Below are 16,619 nucleotides of genomic sequence, written 5' to 3' on the forward strand. Positions count from 1 at the left end.
ACGATTACGCGGGGAACCTGGATGAGCGCGGTGCTGTTGCGTTTTTCGCGAGCAAGCTCGCTCCTACGGTGTTCGGTGAAAGGATCAGCTGCGCTGCTTTCTCCGCGATCATCAGCGTGGGTGAGCAGGTGTTGCCGGAAGTGATGCGCGGCATAACCGAGGCATCTGCGATACGCAGGCCGGGTACGCCATGCACGCGCAGTTGCGCATCGACCACGGCGTCTTTGTCGCTGCCCATGCGGCAGGTGCCCACCGGGTGGAAGATCGTCGTGCCGATACGAGCGGCGGCTTCGTGCAGTTCTTCTTCGGTTTGCAGCGAATCGCCGGGCAGGTATTCCACCGGCTTGAACTGGCTCAGGGCCGGCGCGGCGACGATGCGTCGGGTCAGGCGAATGGCATCGGCGGCCACCCGCAAGTCCTGCGGGTGGCTGAGGTAGTTGGGCCGGATCAATGGTGCGTCCGCCGGGTTGGCCGAGCGGATATCAATGCGGCCACGGCTTTGCGGACGTAGGTCGCAGACGGATGCGGTAAACGCCGGGAATGCGTGCAGCGGTTCGCCGAAGCGCTCCAGGGACAGTGGCTGCACGTGGTATTCGAGGTTGGCCGAGGTCTGCTCCGGCCCCGAACGGGCAAATGCGCCGAGCTGGCTGGGCGCCATCGACAGCGGGCCGCTGCGGTCATACAGGTAACGCAGGCCCATGCCCATTTTGCCCCATACGGTGCCGGCGATCTGGTTCAGGGTGCGGGCGTTTTCCAGCTTGTAGATCAGGCGCAGTTGCAGGTGGTCCTGCAAGTTGCCGCCAACGCCCGGCAGTTCATGCAGCACATCAATGCCCAGCGGTTTGAGCACGCTGGAGGGGCCGATGCCGGAACGTTGCACAATACCCGGCGAGCCCACGGAGCCGGCACACAGCACGATCTCCTTGCGCGTCTTCCAGCTCATTTGCTGGCCGCTTTGACGCCCGACCACTGCCGAGGCGCGGCCGTTTTCCAGGACCACGCGGTCGACTTCCACTTCGGTGAGGACCGTGAGATTGGGGCGTTGGCGAATCGGTTTGAGAAACGCCTTGGCTGCATTCCAGCGCACCCCGGCTTTCTGGTTGACCTGGAAGTACCCGCAGCCCTCGTTATCGCCCTGGTTGAAGTCGTTGATATTGGCAATGCCGCTCTGCGCCGCCGCCTCGCGAAAGGCATCCAGGATCGGCCACGACAGCCGTTGTTGCTCGACACGCCATTCACCGCCATCGCTGTGGAACTGCGAAGCGCCGGCAAAATGGTTTTCGCTCTGTTTGAACAGCGCCAGCACGTCTTTCCAGGCCCAGCCTGGGTTGCCTTCTGCTGCCCAACCGTCGTAGTCCTGGGCCTGGCCGCGCATGTAGATCATGCCGTTGATGGATGAACAACCGCCTAGCACTTTGCCCCGTGGGTAACTCAGGGCACGGCCTTGCAGGCCTTCCTGGGCTTCGGTCTTGAAGCACCAGTCGGTGCGCGGGTTGCCGATGCAGAACAGGTAGCCGACGGGGATATGGATCCAGGGATAGTTGTCGCGGCCACCGGCTTCGAGTAGCAGCACGCGGTGGGCGGGGTTGGCGGACAATCGATTGGCCAGCAGGCAGCCAGCGGGGCCGGCGCCTACCACGATGTAATCGTATTCAGCAGTTGCAAGGGGCATCTGAAGGTCTCGCTTGTTTTTCTTATTGGTTCCATCCTAGTTGTTAGTTTTCGTCTTAAAAATGTTAGTTTTTGCCCAGCTGCTGTGCGTTTTTAAACAGCGCTGCCCTGGCTGATGGAATGGAGGCGACATGTTCGACTGGAACGACCTGCGATACTTTCTCGAGCTGCAGCGCAGCGGCCGGCTGCTCACGGCCGCGCAGCGCCTTAAAACCACCCACGCCACGGTGGCCCGGCACATTGAGGCCATCGAGAAAAGCCTCGGCACCGCGTTGTTCGTGCAGCATGCCCAGGGCTACGAGCTGACGCCTTCCGGCGAAGCCTTGCTCAAGCACGCCGAAGCCATGGAAAACGTCGCGTTGCTGGCCGAAGACGAACTCACCCATTCCGCCGCGCCCCTGGGCAAGATTCGCCTGGGCGTAGCCGAAGGCCTGGGGGTGATGTTCCTGGCCAGTCGCATGGGCGGGTTGTTTGAGCGATACCCAGGGCTGGAAGTGGAGTTGGTCGCCGTGCCGCGTTTTGTCAGCATCCTCAATCGCGAAGCGGAAATCAGCATCCATTTGGAACGCCCCAGCGTCGATCAACTGGTCACGCGCAAGCTCACCGACTACCGCCTGGCGCTCTACGCCAGCCGCGCCTACCTGGAACGCAACCCGCCGATCGAAAAGCGCGAAGACCTCGCCGCCCATTCATGGATCGATTACGTGGACGACCTGCTGTTCAGCCAGGAACTGAAATTCCTCAGCAGTTTTTGCCGCAACCCAAAGGTGGTGTTCCACAGCACCAGCGTGATCGCCCAGCATCAAGCGGCGCGCTCCGGGTTGGGGATTGCAGTGCTGCCGTGCTTTATGGCCGCCGGCGACAAGGATTTGGTAGCGTTACTGCCGGGGGAGGGCATCCAGCGCAGCTACTGGATCAGTTCGCGTCGGGAGCTGCACAAATCGGTGCGGCTGCGGGTGTTGTGGGACTACGTGGTGGAGCTGTGCGCGCGGGAGCAGGGGTTGCTGCTGGGCGAACCTTGACTGAAGAAACCGGGTGAAAAATGTGGGACGGCGGTGCGACGATTCGACTTGCCCCCGATGGCTGGGTGTCTGTCACAGATGTTCCAACTGAACCACCGCCATCGGGGCATGGGTGTCCACACAACTTCCCGTGGATGCTGAATCTATGGCAAATGAGCTGTTGTAGTGAGCGGGCTTGCCCCGCGCTGGGCTGCGCAGCGGCCCCAACAAGGTCGCCGCAGAGTGCCAGAATCAATCGAGGTGAACGTTTTGGGGCCGCTTCGCAGCCCAGCGCGGGGCAAGCCCGCTCACCACAGCGTTATGTGTCTGCCTTTAAGAGCTGTGTAGATACCTATGGCTATCGAACTTCCCGTGGATGCTGAATCTATGGCAAATGGGCTGTTGTAGTGAGCGGGCTTGCCCCGCGCTGGGCTGCGTAGCAGCCCCAACAAGGTCGCCGCAGAGTGCCAGAATCAATCGAGGTGAACGTTTTGGGGCCGCTTCGCAGCCCAGCGCGGGGCAAGCCCGCTCACCACAGCGTTATGTATCTGCCTTTATAGAGTTGTGTAGATACCTACGGCTATCGAACTTCCCGTGGATGCTGAATCTATGGCAAATGAGCTGTTGTAGTGAGCGGGCTTGCCCCGCGCTGGGCTGCGTAGCAGCCCCAACAAGGTCGCCGCAGAGTGCCAGAATCAATCGAGGTGAACGTTTTGGGGCCGCTGCGCAGCCCAGCGCGGGGCAAGCCCGCTCACCACAGCGTTATGTATCTGCCTTTAAGAGTTGTGTAGATACCTACGGCTATCGAACTTCCCGTGGATGCTGAATCTATGGCAAATGGGCTGTTGTAGTGAGCGGGCTTGCCCCGCGCTGGGCTGCGCAGCAGCCCCAACAAAGTCGCCGCAGAGTGCCAGAATCAATCGAAGTGAACGTTTTGGGGCCGCTGCGCAGCCCAGCGCGGGGCAAGCCCGCTCACCACAGCGTTATGTGTCTGCCTTTAAGAGCTGTGTAGATACCTATAGCTATCGGGGATAAGCCCGCACATGGGGCCTCTGCTGTTGGTTCAATCGCGCAATTCGAATGCAGCACTGCCGAGCCTTTCGCCATTCACCATCACATGCACCACATGCCGACCAGGATAGTGCTTGCGCGTGGTCAGTTCACGGATGTGCTGCTCGCGGCTGATGCGCTGCTGTTCCCCGGCCCCCAGCGTAAACGCCTTGAGCTTGAACACTTTGCTCGCGCTGTGCCCGGCGCTTTTGACGTAGTCGATGGCGTAGTCCACCACCAGTTTCTGTGCAGTGGCCGCCGTGGATTCCAGGTTGAACGACAGGCTTATCCGTTCCCCCAGCCTGATCACCGCCGGCGTCACGCTCAGATGATGAATGTTCACTTCAGCTCTGGCCCCCGCGCCCATGAGCGTCAGTGCGCGGGTGTTGCCTTGCTTGATCAGGCTGCGCAACGCATGGCGGGCGATCCAGGCAGTGTGGGGGTTATCCAGCGACCAGCCTTCGATCAGGCCAAGCACCCAGTCGGGGTGGTCCTTGGTGATGTCGTTGAGGTGGTTGGCCACGGACTTGCGCACGTAGAGGCTCGGGTCGGCCTTGAGGTTGTCGAGGATCGAGGCACACAACGCGGGGTTGGCCTGCACGTTGGCCAGGCGAAACGACCACGGCAAACGCGGCCGCGAACCTTCGCTGGCCAGGCGGCGTACGTGGTCGTTGTCATCCCGCGACCACTGCTGCATCACCGCCAGGGTGCGCGCAAAGTCGTGCAGCAAAAAATGGCGAATGGCGAATTCGGCCGAGCCGAACGTGGTGAAGTGCTTGAGCGCAGCCATGGAGCGCTTGAAGTCGGCCAGGCCGTAACTCGCCACGTAGTGCGGCAGGAACAGGCTGACAAAGCCGCTGTTCAGGCGCGGCGCCAGGGCGTAGAGCAGCGTGAGGCTTTGCGGGTAATCCAGCGGGATCACTGCGTGCAGGCTTTCGCTGACCCGCGCCATACGTTGCATCACCGACAGCTCGGCCAGCCCGGCAGTGGCGTGCTTGAGGAAGCCTCTGGCGTCGAATGCGGGGTACACCGCCGTCATTTCAGTGGCGATGTGTTGCAGACGTTCGACGTTGAAGATGTCCTTGAGGGCCGGGGCGCTTTGGTCGGTCATCGGTGATTCCATGGCGGTTGAGTCAGAGAAACCAGCGGTATTCGCGGGCGTGGATCTCTTGCTGGAAGGCCAGGTGATCCTGGCGTTTGTTCTCGCAGTACACGTCGACAAATTCGGCGCCCAGCTTATCGCGCAATACCGCTTGATGCTGCATGGCGCGCACGGCGTCGAGCATTTCCACAGGGAAGTCGGTGCCGCTGGCGCGGTCCTCGTTCAGTGGCGCGATGGGCTCCTGTTTGGCTTCGAGGCCATGTTCCAATCCGACGAGGATCGCCGCCAGCACCAAATACGGATTGGCGTCGGCGCTGGCCAGGCGGTGTTCGATGCGCAGGTTGCGCGGGTCGGACTCGGGGATGCGCACGCACGCGTCGCGGTCTTCAAAGCCCCAGCAGGCGCGGGTAGCCGCGTTGACCGTGCCGCCCAATCGGCGGAAGGCGTTGTGGTTGGGCGAGAAAATCGGCATGCAGTGCGGCAGCAGTTCCAGGCAACCGGCCACGGCGTGACGCAGCGGTTGCTGCTGATGCGCCGCCAGCAGGTTATTGCCGGCGCCGTCGTACAGGCTGACATGCACATGCATGCCACTGCCGGGGAATTGCAGGTAGGGCTTGGCCATGAAACTGGCGCGATAGCCGTGCTTGAGTGCCACGCCACGGGTGCTGCGGCAGAACAGGGCGGCCCAGTCGGCGGCGCGCAGGCCGTCGCCCTGGTGGCCGAAGTTGATCTCGAACTGGCCCGGACCGAGTTCGGCGGTGATCACCGTGATGTCGATGCCTTGGTCCTTGGCGGTCTGGGCCATGTCGTCGAGCACGTCGCCGAAGCGCGACAGCCGTTCGATATGCAGGTTGGGCTGGTCGTCGGCGTCATCGCTCAGCGGGTCGCGGGCGAATTGCGGCAGGCCGTGGTCGAGTTTCTTGTCGAACAGGTAGAACTCCAGTTCGAACGCTACCACCGGGTGGATGCCCTTGTGATGCAGGCGCTCCAGCACCTTGGCCAGCACTTCCCGAGGTTCGAATTCGATGGGGGCCTCGGTGCCGTCGGAGGTGATCAGCATCTGGCCCAAGGGTTGCGATTCCCAGCTCACTGGCTTGAGCGTGCCTGGCACCAGGCGGCGGTTGGCGTCCGGATCGCCGTCGTTGAAGCAGTAATCGCCGATCTTGAACAGCCCGCCTTGAGCCCCCAGCAGCACGGCATTTTGCGGCAGCTTCAGCGGGCTCCCGGCGGCGACCTTCTCCAACATCTCGATGGGGTAGCGCTTGCCGTAGAAATGCCCCGGGATGTCCAGGGCTATCAGGTCGACGTAACGCACATCGGGATGGTTCTGGCGAAAGGTCCGTACTTCGGCCAGTAACGTGGCGGCATGGCTTTTCACGGGTGCAGCTCCTAGTTGTAAACCCACAACACGCGGGCGGGCAGGGCGGTCAGGTTGGCGTAGCGGCAATGGGCGAAACTGGCCAGGTGGAAACTGTCGCCGGGGCCGAGGGTGACCGAGTCGGCCTCGCCTTCGACCCACAGCGTCAGTTCGCCTTCCAGCACAAAACCGGCCTGCTCGCCGCGGTCGCTCATGGTCTGTTCACCGCTGTTGGCACCGGGCGCCAACAGGCTGTCGAGCATCGAAAAGGCGCCGTTCATGCTGGGGGAAACCAGGATGTCGGTGATGCCATTGGCGTAATACACCGTGCGCCGTTCGTTGGGGCGGGTGATCCAGTCCACGGCCTTGGGCTTGGGTTGGCTGTAGAAATAGGTGGTGGGCACGTCGAGGGCGTGGCTGATGGCAGTGAGGTCCGCCACGGTCGGGCGCGACAGGCCACGCTCCACTTGGGACAGGAAACCCACCGAACGCTCAATCTTGTGCGCGAGTTGGGCGAGGGTGAGCTTCTTGTGCTTGCGCAGGTCATGGATCAGCGCAGCGAGGGTGGCCAGTTCTTCTTGTTGGTTCATGAAAATTATGTCTTTAAATTTCATGAAAAATTACAGCAAAAATTTCACAAGGGCAATGGGTGGCCAAGATTGAAAGGCACACCCCTGTAGCGAGCGAGCAAGTGAATGATTCTGCGCCCCCGCGGTCGGAACTTGGGTACGCGTCATTCATTGAAGGAGCACCCATGAAGTCCAAAACCCTAGCTGCCTGCCTGTTGGTCGCCGCCAGCCTGTCCACCGCCAGCTTTGTGGTACAGGCCGGTGATACGCCCCAGGAAACCGTGCAACCTTCAAACATCAACACCCGTGACCTGAAGGAAGGCGACCGCGCCCCGGATATTCTGATGCGCAAGGAATCGGCCGTCAGTGACTGGAAAAAACGCGGTCTCAAGCAGCCAGAAGACGAAAGCCAATGGACACGGGTAGGCGATAAGTACGTGCTGCTCAAGACCACCAACGGCACCATTCTGGAGATCACGCCCGTCAAGAAGTGACCCTCCTTTTTGCCTTGTTCTTGCGTTAAGGTAACCGGCCGCAATGGTCGCGTTACCTTCAAAGAATGAGAGCAGGATGCTTGCCACAATAAGAAACTACCCCCGCACCGTACACCTGTTGCTGTGCGCCACATTGCTGCTGACGTTGGCCAAGGCCATCACGTTTCCGTACCTGGTGATCTACCTCACCCACCATTTCGCCCTCGACATCACCCAGGTTGGCCTAGTGATCGGCAGCTCGCTGATTGTCGGTTCGTTGCTCAGTGTCTATGGCGGGTTTCTCGTCGACCGCATCAACAGCTATCGCTTATTGCTCTGGATGAGCGTGCTGTTCGTGTTGGGGTTTGTCGGCACGCTGCTGGCGCAGAACATCTGGGCGTTTTACAGCTGCCTGATCCTGATCAACCTGGCCTATGCAGTCATCGATATCGCGGTGAAGGCCGGCTTTGCCAGCCTGCTGCCGGAAGATGCGCGCAGTGAAGTGTTTTCCATCAAGTACACCCTCACCAATATCGGCTACGCGGTCGGGCCGTTTTTCGGGGCGATGGTCGCCAAGTTGGATATCAGCCTGCCGTTTATGTTGTCGGCGTTACTGGGGGCGGGGTTTTTCCTGCTGTATTGGCGTTGGGGTGATCGCACGTTGACCACTGTCGACGTGGCGCAAAAACCGGTGTCGTTTCTCGCCGTTGGCCGCGTATTGCTGCTCGACCGTCGGCTGGTCTGTTTCACGCTGGGCGGCGTGTTCAGTGCAGTGGTGTTCGGCCAGTTCACCGCCTACCTGTCGCAGTACCTGGTGACCACTACCACGGCGCAATATACCTACACCGTAATCAGCGCCGTACTGACGACCAACGCGGTGATGGTGATCGCCTTGCAATACGTGATTGGTCGTCGCATTTCCCACCGTCACCTCAGCCAGTGGCTCATCTTCGGCTTGAGCATGTTCATGCTCGGGCTGATCGGCTTTGCGTTGTCCACCAGCGTGCTGTGGTGGGTACTGGCGATGGCGGTGTTCACGGTGGGGGAGATTGTGGTGTTTCCGGCCGAGTACATGTTTATCGACCGCATCGCGCCGGACCACCTGCGAGGCATGTACTACGGGGCGCAGAACCTGTCCAACCTCGGTGCCGCGCTGGGGCCGGTGCTGTGTGGGTTGGCGCTGGCCAACCTGCCAGCACACAGCATGTTCTACATGCTCGGGGCGTTTATTGTGGCGGGCGGGGTGTTCTATTTCATTGGTTCGTCGTTGAAGGCAAATCCTCCAGCGTGAGTTTGCCCATGGTGTTGCATTGCAGCTCGTAGCGTAATTCTTCCACCATCTTTTCCACTTCCTGCGGGGTCTGCAGCCGGTTGGTGCTGATCCCGGTCACGACCAGGTCAACCCGGCCGGTATTGGCGTCGTAGACTTTGAGGGTCAAGGACGCGTCCCGGCACAGGGTGAACTCGCAGGTCAGCGGCGACAGGCCTTCTTCGATGCAGTTTCGCAGTTGGGCGAGGGTAAACATGCTGGTTCCTTCAGGGCATTCGGGTCGATGACCTAAAGGTTATTGACTGCATCCCCGCGCCATAAGGCGAATTCGCACTAGCTGCACTAGTGCATTTGCATGTTCAGGGCTTGTTTTTCAGGCGCAGTTCACCGGCAAACAGCCCGCGTTCACGGGCCCAGACGATGGCGGCACTGCGGCTGTGCACCCCCAGCTTGGAGTACACCGTGGCCACATGGTTACGCACGGTGTTGGGCGCCAGTTTCAGGCGCGAGGCGATCTCTTTGTCGGCCAGGCCTTCGCAGATCAGTCCCAGCACATCACGCTCGCGGGCGGTGAGGTCGGTGAAGCTGATGTTTGGCAGGTTGGGGCTGTTGACGCTCTTGGCGTTGGCCAGTTTTTCGATCAGGGTCTGGCTGAACCAGGAGGCGTCCTGCATCACTTCCTCGATGGCCGCCACCAACTCCAGCTCCGAGCGCTTGCGTTCGGTGATGTTCATCAGCACCAGCAGGTAGCAGGGCACGTCCTCGATGCTCACTGTGTCGGCGGACACCACGCAATCGATCACCTCGTTGCCCTTCTTGCGCACCTTGAGGTCCTGGCCGTCGAGGTTGCCGGCCTTTTCCAGCGTGGTGAACAACTGCGTGCAGGCCTGGGGGCTGTCGATAAAGTCGATGTCTTCGATGGATTTGCCGATCAGTTCTTCACTGATATAGCCGGTAATGCTCATAAAGGCTTCGTTGACGTCCACCACCTGGCGGTTGGCGGCATTGCACACCAGCGTCGGCACCGGCGTGAGGCGGAACGACTTGGCGAAGCGCTCTTCGCTTTGGCGCAGGGCCACTTCGGCCTTGCGTCGCGGCTCCAGGTCGGTGAACGAAAACAGCATGCAATCCTCTTCGTTCATGTCCAGCGGCTGGCCGGCGACGATCACCAGTTTGCTACCCCCATCCGGCAGGCGCAGTTCGGCTTGCATCTGCGGGATGGTCGAACCTTCGCCCAGGCGCTGGATGGCCAGGTCCTTGCGCTCGGCCTGTTCCAGCACGTCCAGCTCATACACCGACTTGCCGATGACTTGGTCGCGGTTGTAGCCGGTCATCTCCAGGAAGCCTTGGTTCACCTTGATATAGCGCAGGTCGCTCAAGCGGCAGATCACCGCGGGTGCCGGGTTGGCGTTGAAGGTTTTTTCGAAGCGCTGCTCGGCGCTGGCCCATTCGGTGGCGTCGCTGAGGATCAGCACCAGTAACTCCGGCTCACCGTGGGAGTCGGTGATGACCAGGCTGCGCAAGCGGTGGACCCAGGTTCTGTCCGGGTCGGCGGTGGGCGTGACTTCCACCACCACGTCGCTGAATTCGTCCCCCGCCGCGGCGCGGGCCAGGGGGTAGTTATCCAGCTGTAGGGGGTGGTTATTGCGATAACGCAGGGCAAAACGCTCGGCGTATGCCTGGGTGTTGGCGCCCAGTGCCTGGACATCATCCACACCGTGCATGGTCAGCGCCGCTTCATTGGCCCACAGGATGGTCTGGTCGACTTCCGCGAGGATGATCCCGTCGGACAGGCCGGAAATGATCTGCTGCAACTGGCGACGGTTGGTTTCTTTGGCAAGCACATCCTGGGTCATGGATTCTCCGCGTTCTTTTGGGGGGAGTGGGGCGCATGGGAGTACGACATCCGGGCTTCAGGATAGTGCAGAGAAATCGTGATGGCTGGGGTGCGAATGCACCAGTTCGCCTGGTGCATATGGGCCACGACTGAACGGATGTCGTTTCGCCACACTCACACCCATCAAGGCGCATTGCCTTGCTCCCATCACTTGTGAAGGACCTTTGTATGACCACTGTCTATGAAACAAACCGTTCGTTGTTTCGCGTGTCCTGGAGTTCGGTATTGGCCGGTAGTGCAATTGCACTGGTGACCTACCTGGTCTTGAGTGTGCTCGGCACCGCCATCGGCGCCAGCGCTGTCAACCCGATGGAGGCGGGCAACCCGCTGAGTGGTTTCGGCACGGGCGCCGGCATCTGGTTGTTTGTGTCGACCTTGGTGGCTATCGGCTTGGGTGCCTTCGTGGCCGGGCGCACCGCCCCAGATCGAGGCGGCCTGCATGGCGTACTAACCTGGACCCTCACCACCTTGCTCACCACCTGGCTGTTGGCCGGCCTGGCTGCCAGCGTGGTCGGGACCGCCGGCAATGTGGTGGGCAAGGGCCTTTCCGCTGCCGGCAGTGGTATTGCCGCCGCCGCCCCAGGGATCGGCAACAGCATCAAGCAGCAGTTGAATGAGCAAGGCATCCAACTGGACTGGAACAGCCTGCAAGGTCAGCTTGATACGCTGCTCAAGCAGAGCGGCAAGGCCGAATTGGACCCTGCGAATGTGGAGCAGAAAACCGACCAGGCGGCAGCGGATGGCAAGCAGTCGGCGACGGATGCAGCGACCAATCCCGCACAAGCCGGTGACGAGTTGAAGCAGTGGTTCGAGCGCGTTAAAGCGTCGGGCGAGCCGGCATTGAATGCGGCCGATAAAGACGCGCTGGTCAACATCGTTGCCGCGCGTACCGGCAAGAGCAAGGCTGAGGCCACTCAGATTGTCGACAACTATGCCCAGGCGTATCAGCAAGCCATGCAGAAGGTTGATGAGCTGAAGCAACAGGCTGAGCAGAAGGCCCGTGAGGCGGGTGAAGTGGCGGCCAAGCAACTGTCCCGCGCGGCCTGGAGCACCCTGGCGATGCTGCTGTTGGGCGTGGTGCTGAGTTTCTTTGTGGGGCGTATTGCGTTGACGACGCGTCGGGTGCCGTTGGCGTGATCTGAATGTGCGGCAAGGATGCCGCGTTTGATCTTCAGCAAAACGCCAGCCCCCAGCACTCTACCTTTGAAGCGGCAGTGCCTGGGGGGCATATTTAAGAAGGTATGGCTTGCCTGTGATAGACGACTCCCGGCCTATAAATGTGCAGGTCTACGGAGCCACTGCAACAGGCAAGCTTTACGTTATGCGGCCAATCGGCCCACCAGAGGCACAATGATCAATGTGCTCAACGCCATTGAAATTACATTGCCGATGTAAGGATGAAAGTGTGCGGGCAATCGTCCAGCTATGGCGTATGCCAACGGCGGTGCAATCAATGCGCCGAGCAGCGCGCTAGAGCCCACCACTATCCAACTTCCGCCGTAGGTCAACACCGCCGCAGGTACCACCGAAACCAGTGGCACATAGGTTGGATACCAGCCGTGCTTGATCCATTGATGTCGCCAGATCACAACACCGATTGCAGATGTCAGTGCTTGCGCGCCGACCAGGTGCAAGATAAGGCCTGAACCATAGCCAGGGCTCAAAGGGTTGAGCGAATACGCCAGTAACACACCCACCAATAAGCCGAGACTCGCCAGTTCATTACCAAAGAACGGGGCTTCGGAAAAGTCCGCCAACACCCGACGCAGGCTCCATACCACACCGTAAGTGGGTGGTTTGGTGGGGGGCGGTTTGTTCGGTGTGATGTAATCGGAGCGCACCAGTGCGGGGATGCGTCGGCAGACTAAAAACGCAATAACGCTGCCGAATGCCATACCCAGTACATTGCCAATGACCACCGGCAACTCCAGCGGTATACACACATAGTTTACGATCAATAGGCACGCTGGGGTCACCAGCACTGCCCCTAACATCGCACCATTGAGCGCAACTTTCCAACCCCCACCGAACATCAATACCATCGCCGCCGGCAATGAAACGAATGCTGCGAACGTCGGTTGCCAAGTCTCAGCGGTGACGCTCCAACCCCACAGCAAGTTGCTCAGCAGCAGCCCCAAGAGTGAACTGGTTATCAGCCAAGGCCACAGCCCTGTGCCGTAGGAAATGGAAAAGCCTTGCCAGGCTTTGCCACGTTTTCCAGCCCACCAGGCCAGATAGGCACCCGATATAAGTCCAAGGGAAGCGAGTTCGTGCTTATAGAACGCTACTTCGCTGATATCCCCCACTACCCAGCGCAGCCATGCGGCCGGATGGGGTAGGTTTGCCAACATCTCGCTATACGCCGGCCAAGAACCCTCATAGGTGATTAAGACCCAAATGACCAGCAGTAAGCTTATCGAGCCTAAAACGAGGGCCGTGATATCCGCTCGTGAACGAATAGATGCAGTCTTGGTAAATGACGTCTCCATTATGCGCCCTCCGGTTAGCGCGGCAGGGCAGGGTGTCGGGAGTACCCAAGCATCTGATCGTAGATGTCATTGCGTCGGTCACGTTGCAGGTCGTTGAGGCTGTTCCATATAGGCGCACTACGCGCACTGGTGATATCGATATCTGCGAACAGGATTTCCTGGCGATTGGCCGAAGCGACAGCACCTATGGGCCAGCCATTGGTTCCCGCGATCAACGAGCATCCCAGGTAGCGGGCGTCTCGTTCTTCGCCAATGCGGCTGGCGGCAGCGATAAATACATTGTTAACGTGGGCGGCCGTCATCGTCAGGTAGGACGCCATGCATTTGCCCGCCTCATCGAACAACGGCGCAGGGGTCCACACCCAGTTGTTCAGGCTACAAATAATATCCGCGCCTTGCTGGCTGAGAATACGAGGGACTTCAGGGAACCAGATATCCCAGCAAATCAACAGGCCGATGCGCCCAATCGGCGTTTCAAACACTGGAAAACCGGTATTGCCTGGGGTGAACCAAAGCTTTTCCATGTTCCATAAATGAGCCTTTCGGTATTTGCCGATAAATCCTTCAGGTCCCATTAGCACTGCGGTATTGAACAGCTGCCTACCCTCGATCTCGCTCAGTCCGGCGACCAGGTACACTTGATGTTCGCGAGCAAAATCTGCCCACGCGCTTACACTGGTGCCCTCCGGAACCGCTTCGGCATGATCGAAGGCGTCCTGGCGACTGCTGAAGAAATATCCGCAATTGGAAAGTTCGGGCAACACGATCAGGCTGGCGCCGCCGTTTGCGGCCTCCGTCGCAAGTGCAAGGCTTTGACGCAGGTTATTGGCGCGGTTTGCGATGCCTACCTGAGGGTCAAGTTGAATGACAGCAACTCGCGCAGGGCTGATGGGTTCCATCATGGAAGTAACCTCTTATTGTTATGCAACCGACGGTGGTTGAGTGTTTATAAGAGGCGATGCGGTGTTTAATGGGCAGTCGGATGCTTCCCACTGCTTTGTAGTCTGATTCTCTTGTTTGTTAATGATCGGTTTGATATTCGGGATAGTCCTGCAAAGTAAAACCACCGTTGAAATGGGCGTGGGTTTTGTCGCAGATATTTATGACCGTGTCGATAGCTCCCCTGAAACAAGGCTCAGTCCATCCCGCATCGACCGAAAACAACTCGCCGCAAAGATACAGTCCGGATTTGTAAGCGTAGTCTCTGTTGTATTTCATCAGGTTTACCGCGTCATAATAGGTGCCTGCACGGTAGAGCTTTGCACAACCCAGGGCATGTTTGTCGTTCATCCAACGCTGAACGATGGCTTGTTCGTGTCCGATGTAGGGAGACAGTTTCTCTATTTCCCTTCTTGTAGACATATTCCAGTAGATCGAACGGCTGCGCTGCCAGGGGTTGGGAAGTCTGAAGTGACTAATTCAAATTCGCTAGCGTAGTAGGCCATCAGTGCACGTCCATCTTTTGGATGCTGTTTTGACGTGTTGAAAAAAGGCATTCTCATGGCGCCCATTTCAAAAGAGGGGCTGCCGGTAGTTTCAGTATTGTTGTTTCCAAGGGCTGTTAAATGTCTGCCGCCAATATGCTTCGATTTTTCAAACAAGGTGATATTCTTGAGTCCGCACCTGTGCAATTCTCGGGCAGTTGTTAAACCTGTAATCCCGGCACCAATAATGCCTATTTTATGACCTGTGTCGGTAGCTTGCGCAACTCCGTTTTCCTGTTCTACGAGGGTTCGATAGTCAAAGCACAAGTCCGGCGGGTTAGGGAATGTGGCTCTCCATTTATTGTTCGTCGAGCGTTTCCCTCTGTGGTGTTGATTGGCAACGTCGGCAGGATAATTGAAGCCGGTTCCGATGGTCATCTTGATAGTGCCTGTCTTTAACTAATGAAGTCCTTTTAGCGTGTACGTGTTTTCCAGTGCCTGAAAATAAGCAGGCGGTGCTTTTGGGTTAAGGAATGTCGTGGTTTGTTGTAGGTGGTCAGCCATCAACGGCGACTGACGGTTGTCCGGCACTCCTTCAGTCAGTACGCGGTGTCTTCAGTTGTCTCGCACTTGCCAAACCCGAGCGATTCTGGGAAAACCCCAGCCTTTGCGTATTCAATGAGAACCCCCATGCACGACGACGAACTCCAGATCACCGACATCCGCCTGGGCGACGGCAAGGCCGTGGTCAAGGGCGCGCTGATCACCACCCAGTACACCGGCACTCTGGAAGATGGGACGGTGTTCGATTCGTCGTGGGAACGGGGCAAACCGTTCCAGTGTGTGATCGGCACCGGTCGTGTCATCAAGGGGTGGGACCAAGGCTTGATGGGCATGCAGGTGGGCGGTGTGCGCATGTTGTTCGTGCCGGCGCACCTGGCTTACGGCGAGCGCTCAATGGGCGCGCATATTAAGCCAAACAGCAATCTGCGCTTTGAGATTGAGTTGCTGGAAGTGCTGACGCGGGATGATTGAATCGTTTCGACACAAGGAGGCTGCATGGACATACTTCACGCAATGCGCGACAGCTGGGGTTGGGCGGGCATCGACCCTGTTGAGGTCGTAGGCGCTACGGCGTTCGGCAATTTGATGGTCAGGGACGAACAGGGCCGCTACTGGCGAGTGTGCCCCGAGGCGCTTTCCTGCGAAGTGATCGCCCAGACCCGCGAGGCCCTGGATGAAGTTTCCAAAGATCAGGTCTTTCTGCACGACTGGTACCTGCAACCGATGGTGGATCAGGCCGAGGAGATGCTGGGGCCGTTAGCGCAGGGTGAGGTTTACCATTTCGTTATTTCGCCGGTTTTGGGCGGCGAATACGCCATCGAGAATGTGCGTCGACTTGATCATGTCGAGCAGCTTCGGTTCTGCGGTGATCTGGCGCGCGAGATCAAGGATTTGCCTGACGGCGCACAGGTGAAGCTCAGGATTGTGGATTAGTCGCTTGTAAGGACAGCACCTCATGGATATGGCTTGCATGACTCAACTTCCTCTGAGCACCTTCCCCGGTATTCGAGTCGTGGCGCTTACCGTGGCTGACGATGTCGAGCTACAGCATTTTTTCGAGCGGGCGCCGGTTTACTTCATCGCGGTCAACGGCGAGCCTGCCACGCCGACTGAAGCACGCGACGAGTTGCTGGGGCCGTTGCCGGCGGGGTGGACGTGCAGTCGGATGTACTGGTTTGGCTATCGAGACGCTGAGGATCGCTTGGTCGCCGTGGTCAATATCGCGGCGGATTTGCTCGCGCAGGGGGTATGGCACATCGGCCTGCTGCTGGTCGATTCGCGCCGGCATGGCAGCGGCCTTGCGCAGCACCTGCATGCGGACCTTGAGCGCTGGGCGATAGAGAACGGCGCCCAATGGCTGCGGTTGACGGTGGTGGTGGGCAATACCTGCGCCGAGCGCTTCTGGCCCAAGCTTGGGTATGTACCGGTGCGCACTCGTGATGGGGTTGCGATGGGGCGGCAGGTTAACAGGGTGTCGATTCAGATCAAGGCGTTGGCGGGTGGGAGGGTTGAGGACTACCTGGCGTTGGTTGAGCGGGATCGACCAGGCACACCCTAGACAACTGCCGGTGAGCGAAGAATCTATGGCGAATGGGCTGTTGTGGTGAGCGGGCTTGTCCCGCGCCGGGCTGCGAAGCAGCCCTAAAATCAGACTCCGTGGTTTAGCTGGGTTATCGCGATGGCCTTCCTTATTGGGGCCGCTTCGCGCCCCAGCGCGGGGCAAGCCCGCTCACCACAACAAGCCCGCTCACC

15 protein-coding genes and 1 pseudogene are annotated in these 16,619 nt (G+C 59.3%); 7 read left to right on the forward strand and 9 right to left on the reverse strand.

What is annotated here, in order from left to right; genetic code table 11:
* Nucleotides 1-4: 4 nt before the first annotated feature.
* Nucleotides 5-1,672 (reverse strand): GMC family oxidoreductase N-terminal domain-containing protein, encoded by a 1,668-nt coding sequence (locus tag PspS35_RS10970; RefSeq protein WP_159934327.1) that lies wholly within the window; start codon nt 1,670-1,672, stop codon nt 5-7.
* Nucleotides 1,673-1,802: 130 nt separating this feature from the next.
* Here PspS35_RS10970 and PspS35_RS10975 point away from each other — a divergent pair, with 130 nt between their 5' ends.
* Nucleotides 1,803-2,693, forward strand: a complete 891-nt coding sequence (locus PspS35_RS10975; RefSeq protein WP_159934329.1) for a LysR family transcriptional regulator — start codon at nt 1,803-1,805, stop codon at nt 2,691-2,693.
* A gap of 1,042 nt (nt 2,694-3,735) precedes the next feature.
* On the opposite strand, the gene PspS35_RS10980 is transcribed toward PspS35_RS10975, so the two are convergent.
* From PspS35_RS10980 to PspS35_RS10990, 3 genes are read right to left on the reverse strand one after another with little or no spacing between them, the layout of a single operon-like run.
* Entirely contained in the window at nt 3,736-4,833 is a 1,098-nt protein-coding gene (locus PspS35_RS10980) for a DNA alkylation repair protein (RefSeq protein WP_159934331.1), read from the reverse strand.
* Nucleotides 4,834-4,855: 22 nt separating this feature from the next.
* The gene (locus PspS35_RS10985; RefSeq protein ID WP_159934333.1) at nt 4,856-6,202 is read right to left on the reverse strand and encodes a glutamine synthetase family protein; all 1,347 of its coding nucleotides are present in this window, start codon (nt 6,200-6,202) and stop codon (nt 4,856-4,858) included.
* 11 nt (nt 6,203-6,213) lie between these two features.
* Entirely contained in the window at nt 6,214-6,771 is a 558-nt protein-coding gene (locus tag PspS35_RS10990; protein WP_159934335.1) for an XRE family transcriptional regulator, read from the reverse strand.
* A gap of 164 nt (nt 6,772-6,935) precedes the next feature.
* Here PspS35_RS10990 and PspS35_RS10995 point away from each other — a divergent pair, with 164 nt between their 5' ends.
* Together PspS35_RS10995 and PspS35_RS11000 are read left to right on the forward strand one after the other, a co-directional pair.
* Nucleotides 6,936-7,244: an RcnB family protein gene (locus PspS35_RS10995; protein ID WP_159934337.1), complete on the forward strand. Its 309-nt coding sequence runs from the start codon at nt 6,936-6,938 to the stop codon at nt 7,242-7,244.
* 76 nt (nt 7,245-7,320) lie between these two features.
* Nucleotides 7,321-8,514: an MFS transporter gene (locus tag PspS35_RS11000; RefSeq protein WP_159934339.1), complete on the forward strand. Its 1,194-nt coding sequence runs from the start codon at nt 7,321-7,323 to the stop codon at nt 8,512-8,514.
* On the opposite strand, the gene PspS35_RS11005 is transcribed toward PspS35_RS11000, so the two are convergent.
* The gene (locus PspS35_RS11005; RefSeq protein ID WP_159934341.1) at nt 8,477-8,749 is read right to left on the reverse strand and encodes a DUF1652 domain-containing protein; all 273 of its coding nucleotides are present in this window, start codon (nt 8,747-8,749) and stop codon (nt 8,477-8,479) included. The genes PspS35_RS11000 and PspS35_RS11005 overlap by 38 nt on opposite strands.
* A 103-nt stretch (nt 8,750-8,852) precedes the next feature.
* Nucleotides 8,853-10,349, reverse strand: coding sequence for a helix-turn-helix transcriptional regulator (locus tag PspS35_RS11010; protein WP_159934343.1), 1,497 nt, complete (start codon nt 10,347-10,349; stop codon nt 8,853-8,855).
* A 209-nt stretch (nt 10,350-10,558) separates the two neighbouring features.
* On the opposite strand from PspS35_RS11010, the gene PspS35_RS11015 reads away from it, so the two are divergent.
* On the forward strand, nt 10,559-11,527 hold the full coding sequence (locus PspS35_RS11015; RefSeq protein WP_159934345.1) for a hypothetical protein: 969 nt from the start codon (nt 10,559-10,561) through the stop codon (nt 11,525-11,527).
* A 182-nt stretch (nt 11,528-11,709) separates the two neighbouring features.
* On the opposite strand, the gene PspS35_RS11020 is transcribed toward PspS35_RS11015, so the two are convergent.
* The 3 genes and pseudogenes from PspS35_RS11020 to PspS35_RS11030 all read right to left on the reverse strand — a co-directional run bounded on the left by PspS35_RS11020 (nt 11,710) and on the right by PspS35_RS11030 (nt 14,741).
* Nucleotides 11,710-12,879, reverse strand: coding sequence for a hypothetical protein (locus PspS35_RS11020; protein WP_174244799.1), 1,170 nt, complete (start codon nt 12,877-12,879; stop codon nt 11,710-11,712).
* 14 nt (nt 12,880-12,893) lie between these two features.
* Nucleotides 12,894-13,781 carry a nitrilase family protein gene (locus PspS35_RS11025; RefSeq protein WP_159934347.1) on the reverse strand — a complete coding sequence of 296 codons (888 nt, stop codon included), beginning with the start codon at nt 13,779-13,781 and terminating at the stop codon, nt 12,894-12,896.
* A gap of 118 nt (nt 13,782-13,899) precedes the next feature.
* Nucleotides 13,900-14,741: pseudogene (locus PspS35_RS11030) on the reverse strand (FAD-dependent oxidoreductase).
* A 252-nt stretch (nt 14,742-14,993) separates the two neighbouring features.
* Between PspS35_RS11030 and PspS35_RS11035 the strand changes: the two are divergent.
* Genes PspS35_RS11035 through PspS35_RS11045 form a run of 3 tightly spaced genes read left to right on the forward strand, consistent with a single transcriptional unit; the run spans nt 14,994 to nt 16,425 of the window.
* Nucleotides 14,994-15,338 (forward strand): FKBP-type peptidyl-prolyl cis-trans isomerase, encoded by a 345-nt coding sequence (locus PspS35_RS11035; protein ID WP_159934349.1) that lies wholly within the window; start codon nt 14,994-14,996, stop codon nt 15,336-15,338.
* A 24-nt stretch (nt 15,339-15,362) separates the two neighbouring features.
* Nucleotides 15,363-15,800, forward strand: coding sequence for a DUF1851 domain-containing protein (locus tag PspS35_RS11040; RefSeq protein ID WP_159934351.1), 438 nt, complete (start codon nt 15,363-15,365; stop codon nt 15,798-15,800).
* Between the two features lie 22 nt (nt 15,801-15,822).
* On the forward strand, nt 15,823-16,425 hold the full coding sequence (locus PspS35_RS11045; protein WP_159934353.1) for a GNAT family N-acetyltransferase: 603 nt from the start codon (nt 15,823-15,825) through the stop codon (nt 16,423-16,425).
* The last annotated feature ends 194 nt before the right edge of the window (nt 16,426-16,619 follow it).

It is taken from the genome of Pseudomonas sp. S35 (assembly GCF_009866765.1).
Lineage (GTDB): Bacteria > Pseudomonadota > Gammaproteobacteria > Pseudomonadales > Pseudomonadaceae > Aquipseudomonas.

Bases quoted from the DNA above. Each gene is read 5' to 3' on its own strand.
- PspS35_RS10970 (WP_159934327.1), bottom strand. From the start codon at position 1,672: ATGCCCCTTGCAACTGCTGAATACGATTACATCGTGGTAGGCGCCGGC.
- PspS35_RS10975 (WP_159934329.1), top strand. From the start codon at position 1,803: ATGTTCGACTGGAACGACCTGCGATACTTTCTCGAGCTGCAGCGCAGC.
- PspS35_RS10980 (WP_159934331.1), bottom strand. From the start codon at position 4,833: ATGACCGACCAAAGCGCCCCGGCCCTCAAGGACATCTTCAACGTCGAA.
- PspS35_RS10990 (WP_159934335.1), bottom strand. From the start codon at position 6,771: ATGAACCAACAAGAAGAACTGGCCACCCTCGCTGCGCTGATCCATGAC.
- PspS35_RS10995 (WP_159934337.1), top strand. From the start codon at position 6,936: ATGAAGTCCAAAACCCTAGCTGCCTGCCTGTTGGTCGCCGCCAGCCTG.
- PspS35_RS11000 (WP_159934339.1), top strand. From the start codon at position 7,321: ATGCTTGCCACAATAAGAAACTACCCCCGCACCGTACACCTGTTGCTG.
- PspS35_RS11005 (WP_159934341.1), bottom strand. From the start codon at position 8,749: ATGTTTACCCTCGCCCAACTGCGAAACTGCATCGAAGAAGGCCTGTCG.
- PspS35_RS11010 (WP_159934343.1), bottom strand. From the start codon at position 10,349: ATGACCCAGGATGTGCTTGCCAAAGAAACCAACCGTCGCCAGTTGCAG.
- PspS35_RS11015 (WP_159934345.1), top strand. From the start codon at position 10,559: ATGACCACTGTCTATGAAACAAACCGTTCGTTGTTTCGCGTGTCCTGG.
- PspS35_RS11020 (WP_174244799.1), bottom strand. From the start codon at position 12,879: ATGGAGACGTCATTTACCAAGACTGCATCTATTCGTTCACGAGCGGAT.
- PspS35_RS11025 (WP_159934347.1), bottom strand. From the start codon at position 13,781: ATGATGGAACCCATCAGCCCTGCGCGAGTTGCTGTCATTCAACTTGAC.
- PspS35_RS11035 (WP_159934349.1), top strand. From the start codon at position 14,994: ATGCACGACGACGAACTCCAGATCACCGACATCCGCCTGGGCGACGGC.
- PspS35_RS11040 (WP_159934351.1), top strand. From the start codon at position 15,363: ATGGACATACTTCACGCAATGCGCGACAGCTGGGGTTGGGCGGGCATC.
- PspS35_RS11045 (WP_159934353.1), top strand. From the start codon at position 15,823: ATGGATATGGCTTGCATGACTCAACTTCCTCTGAGCACCTTCCCCGGT.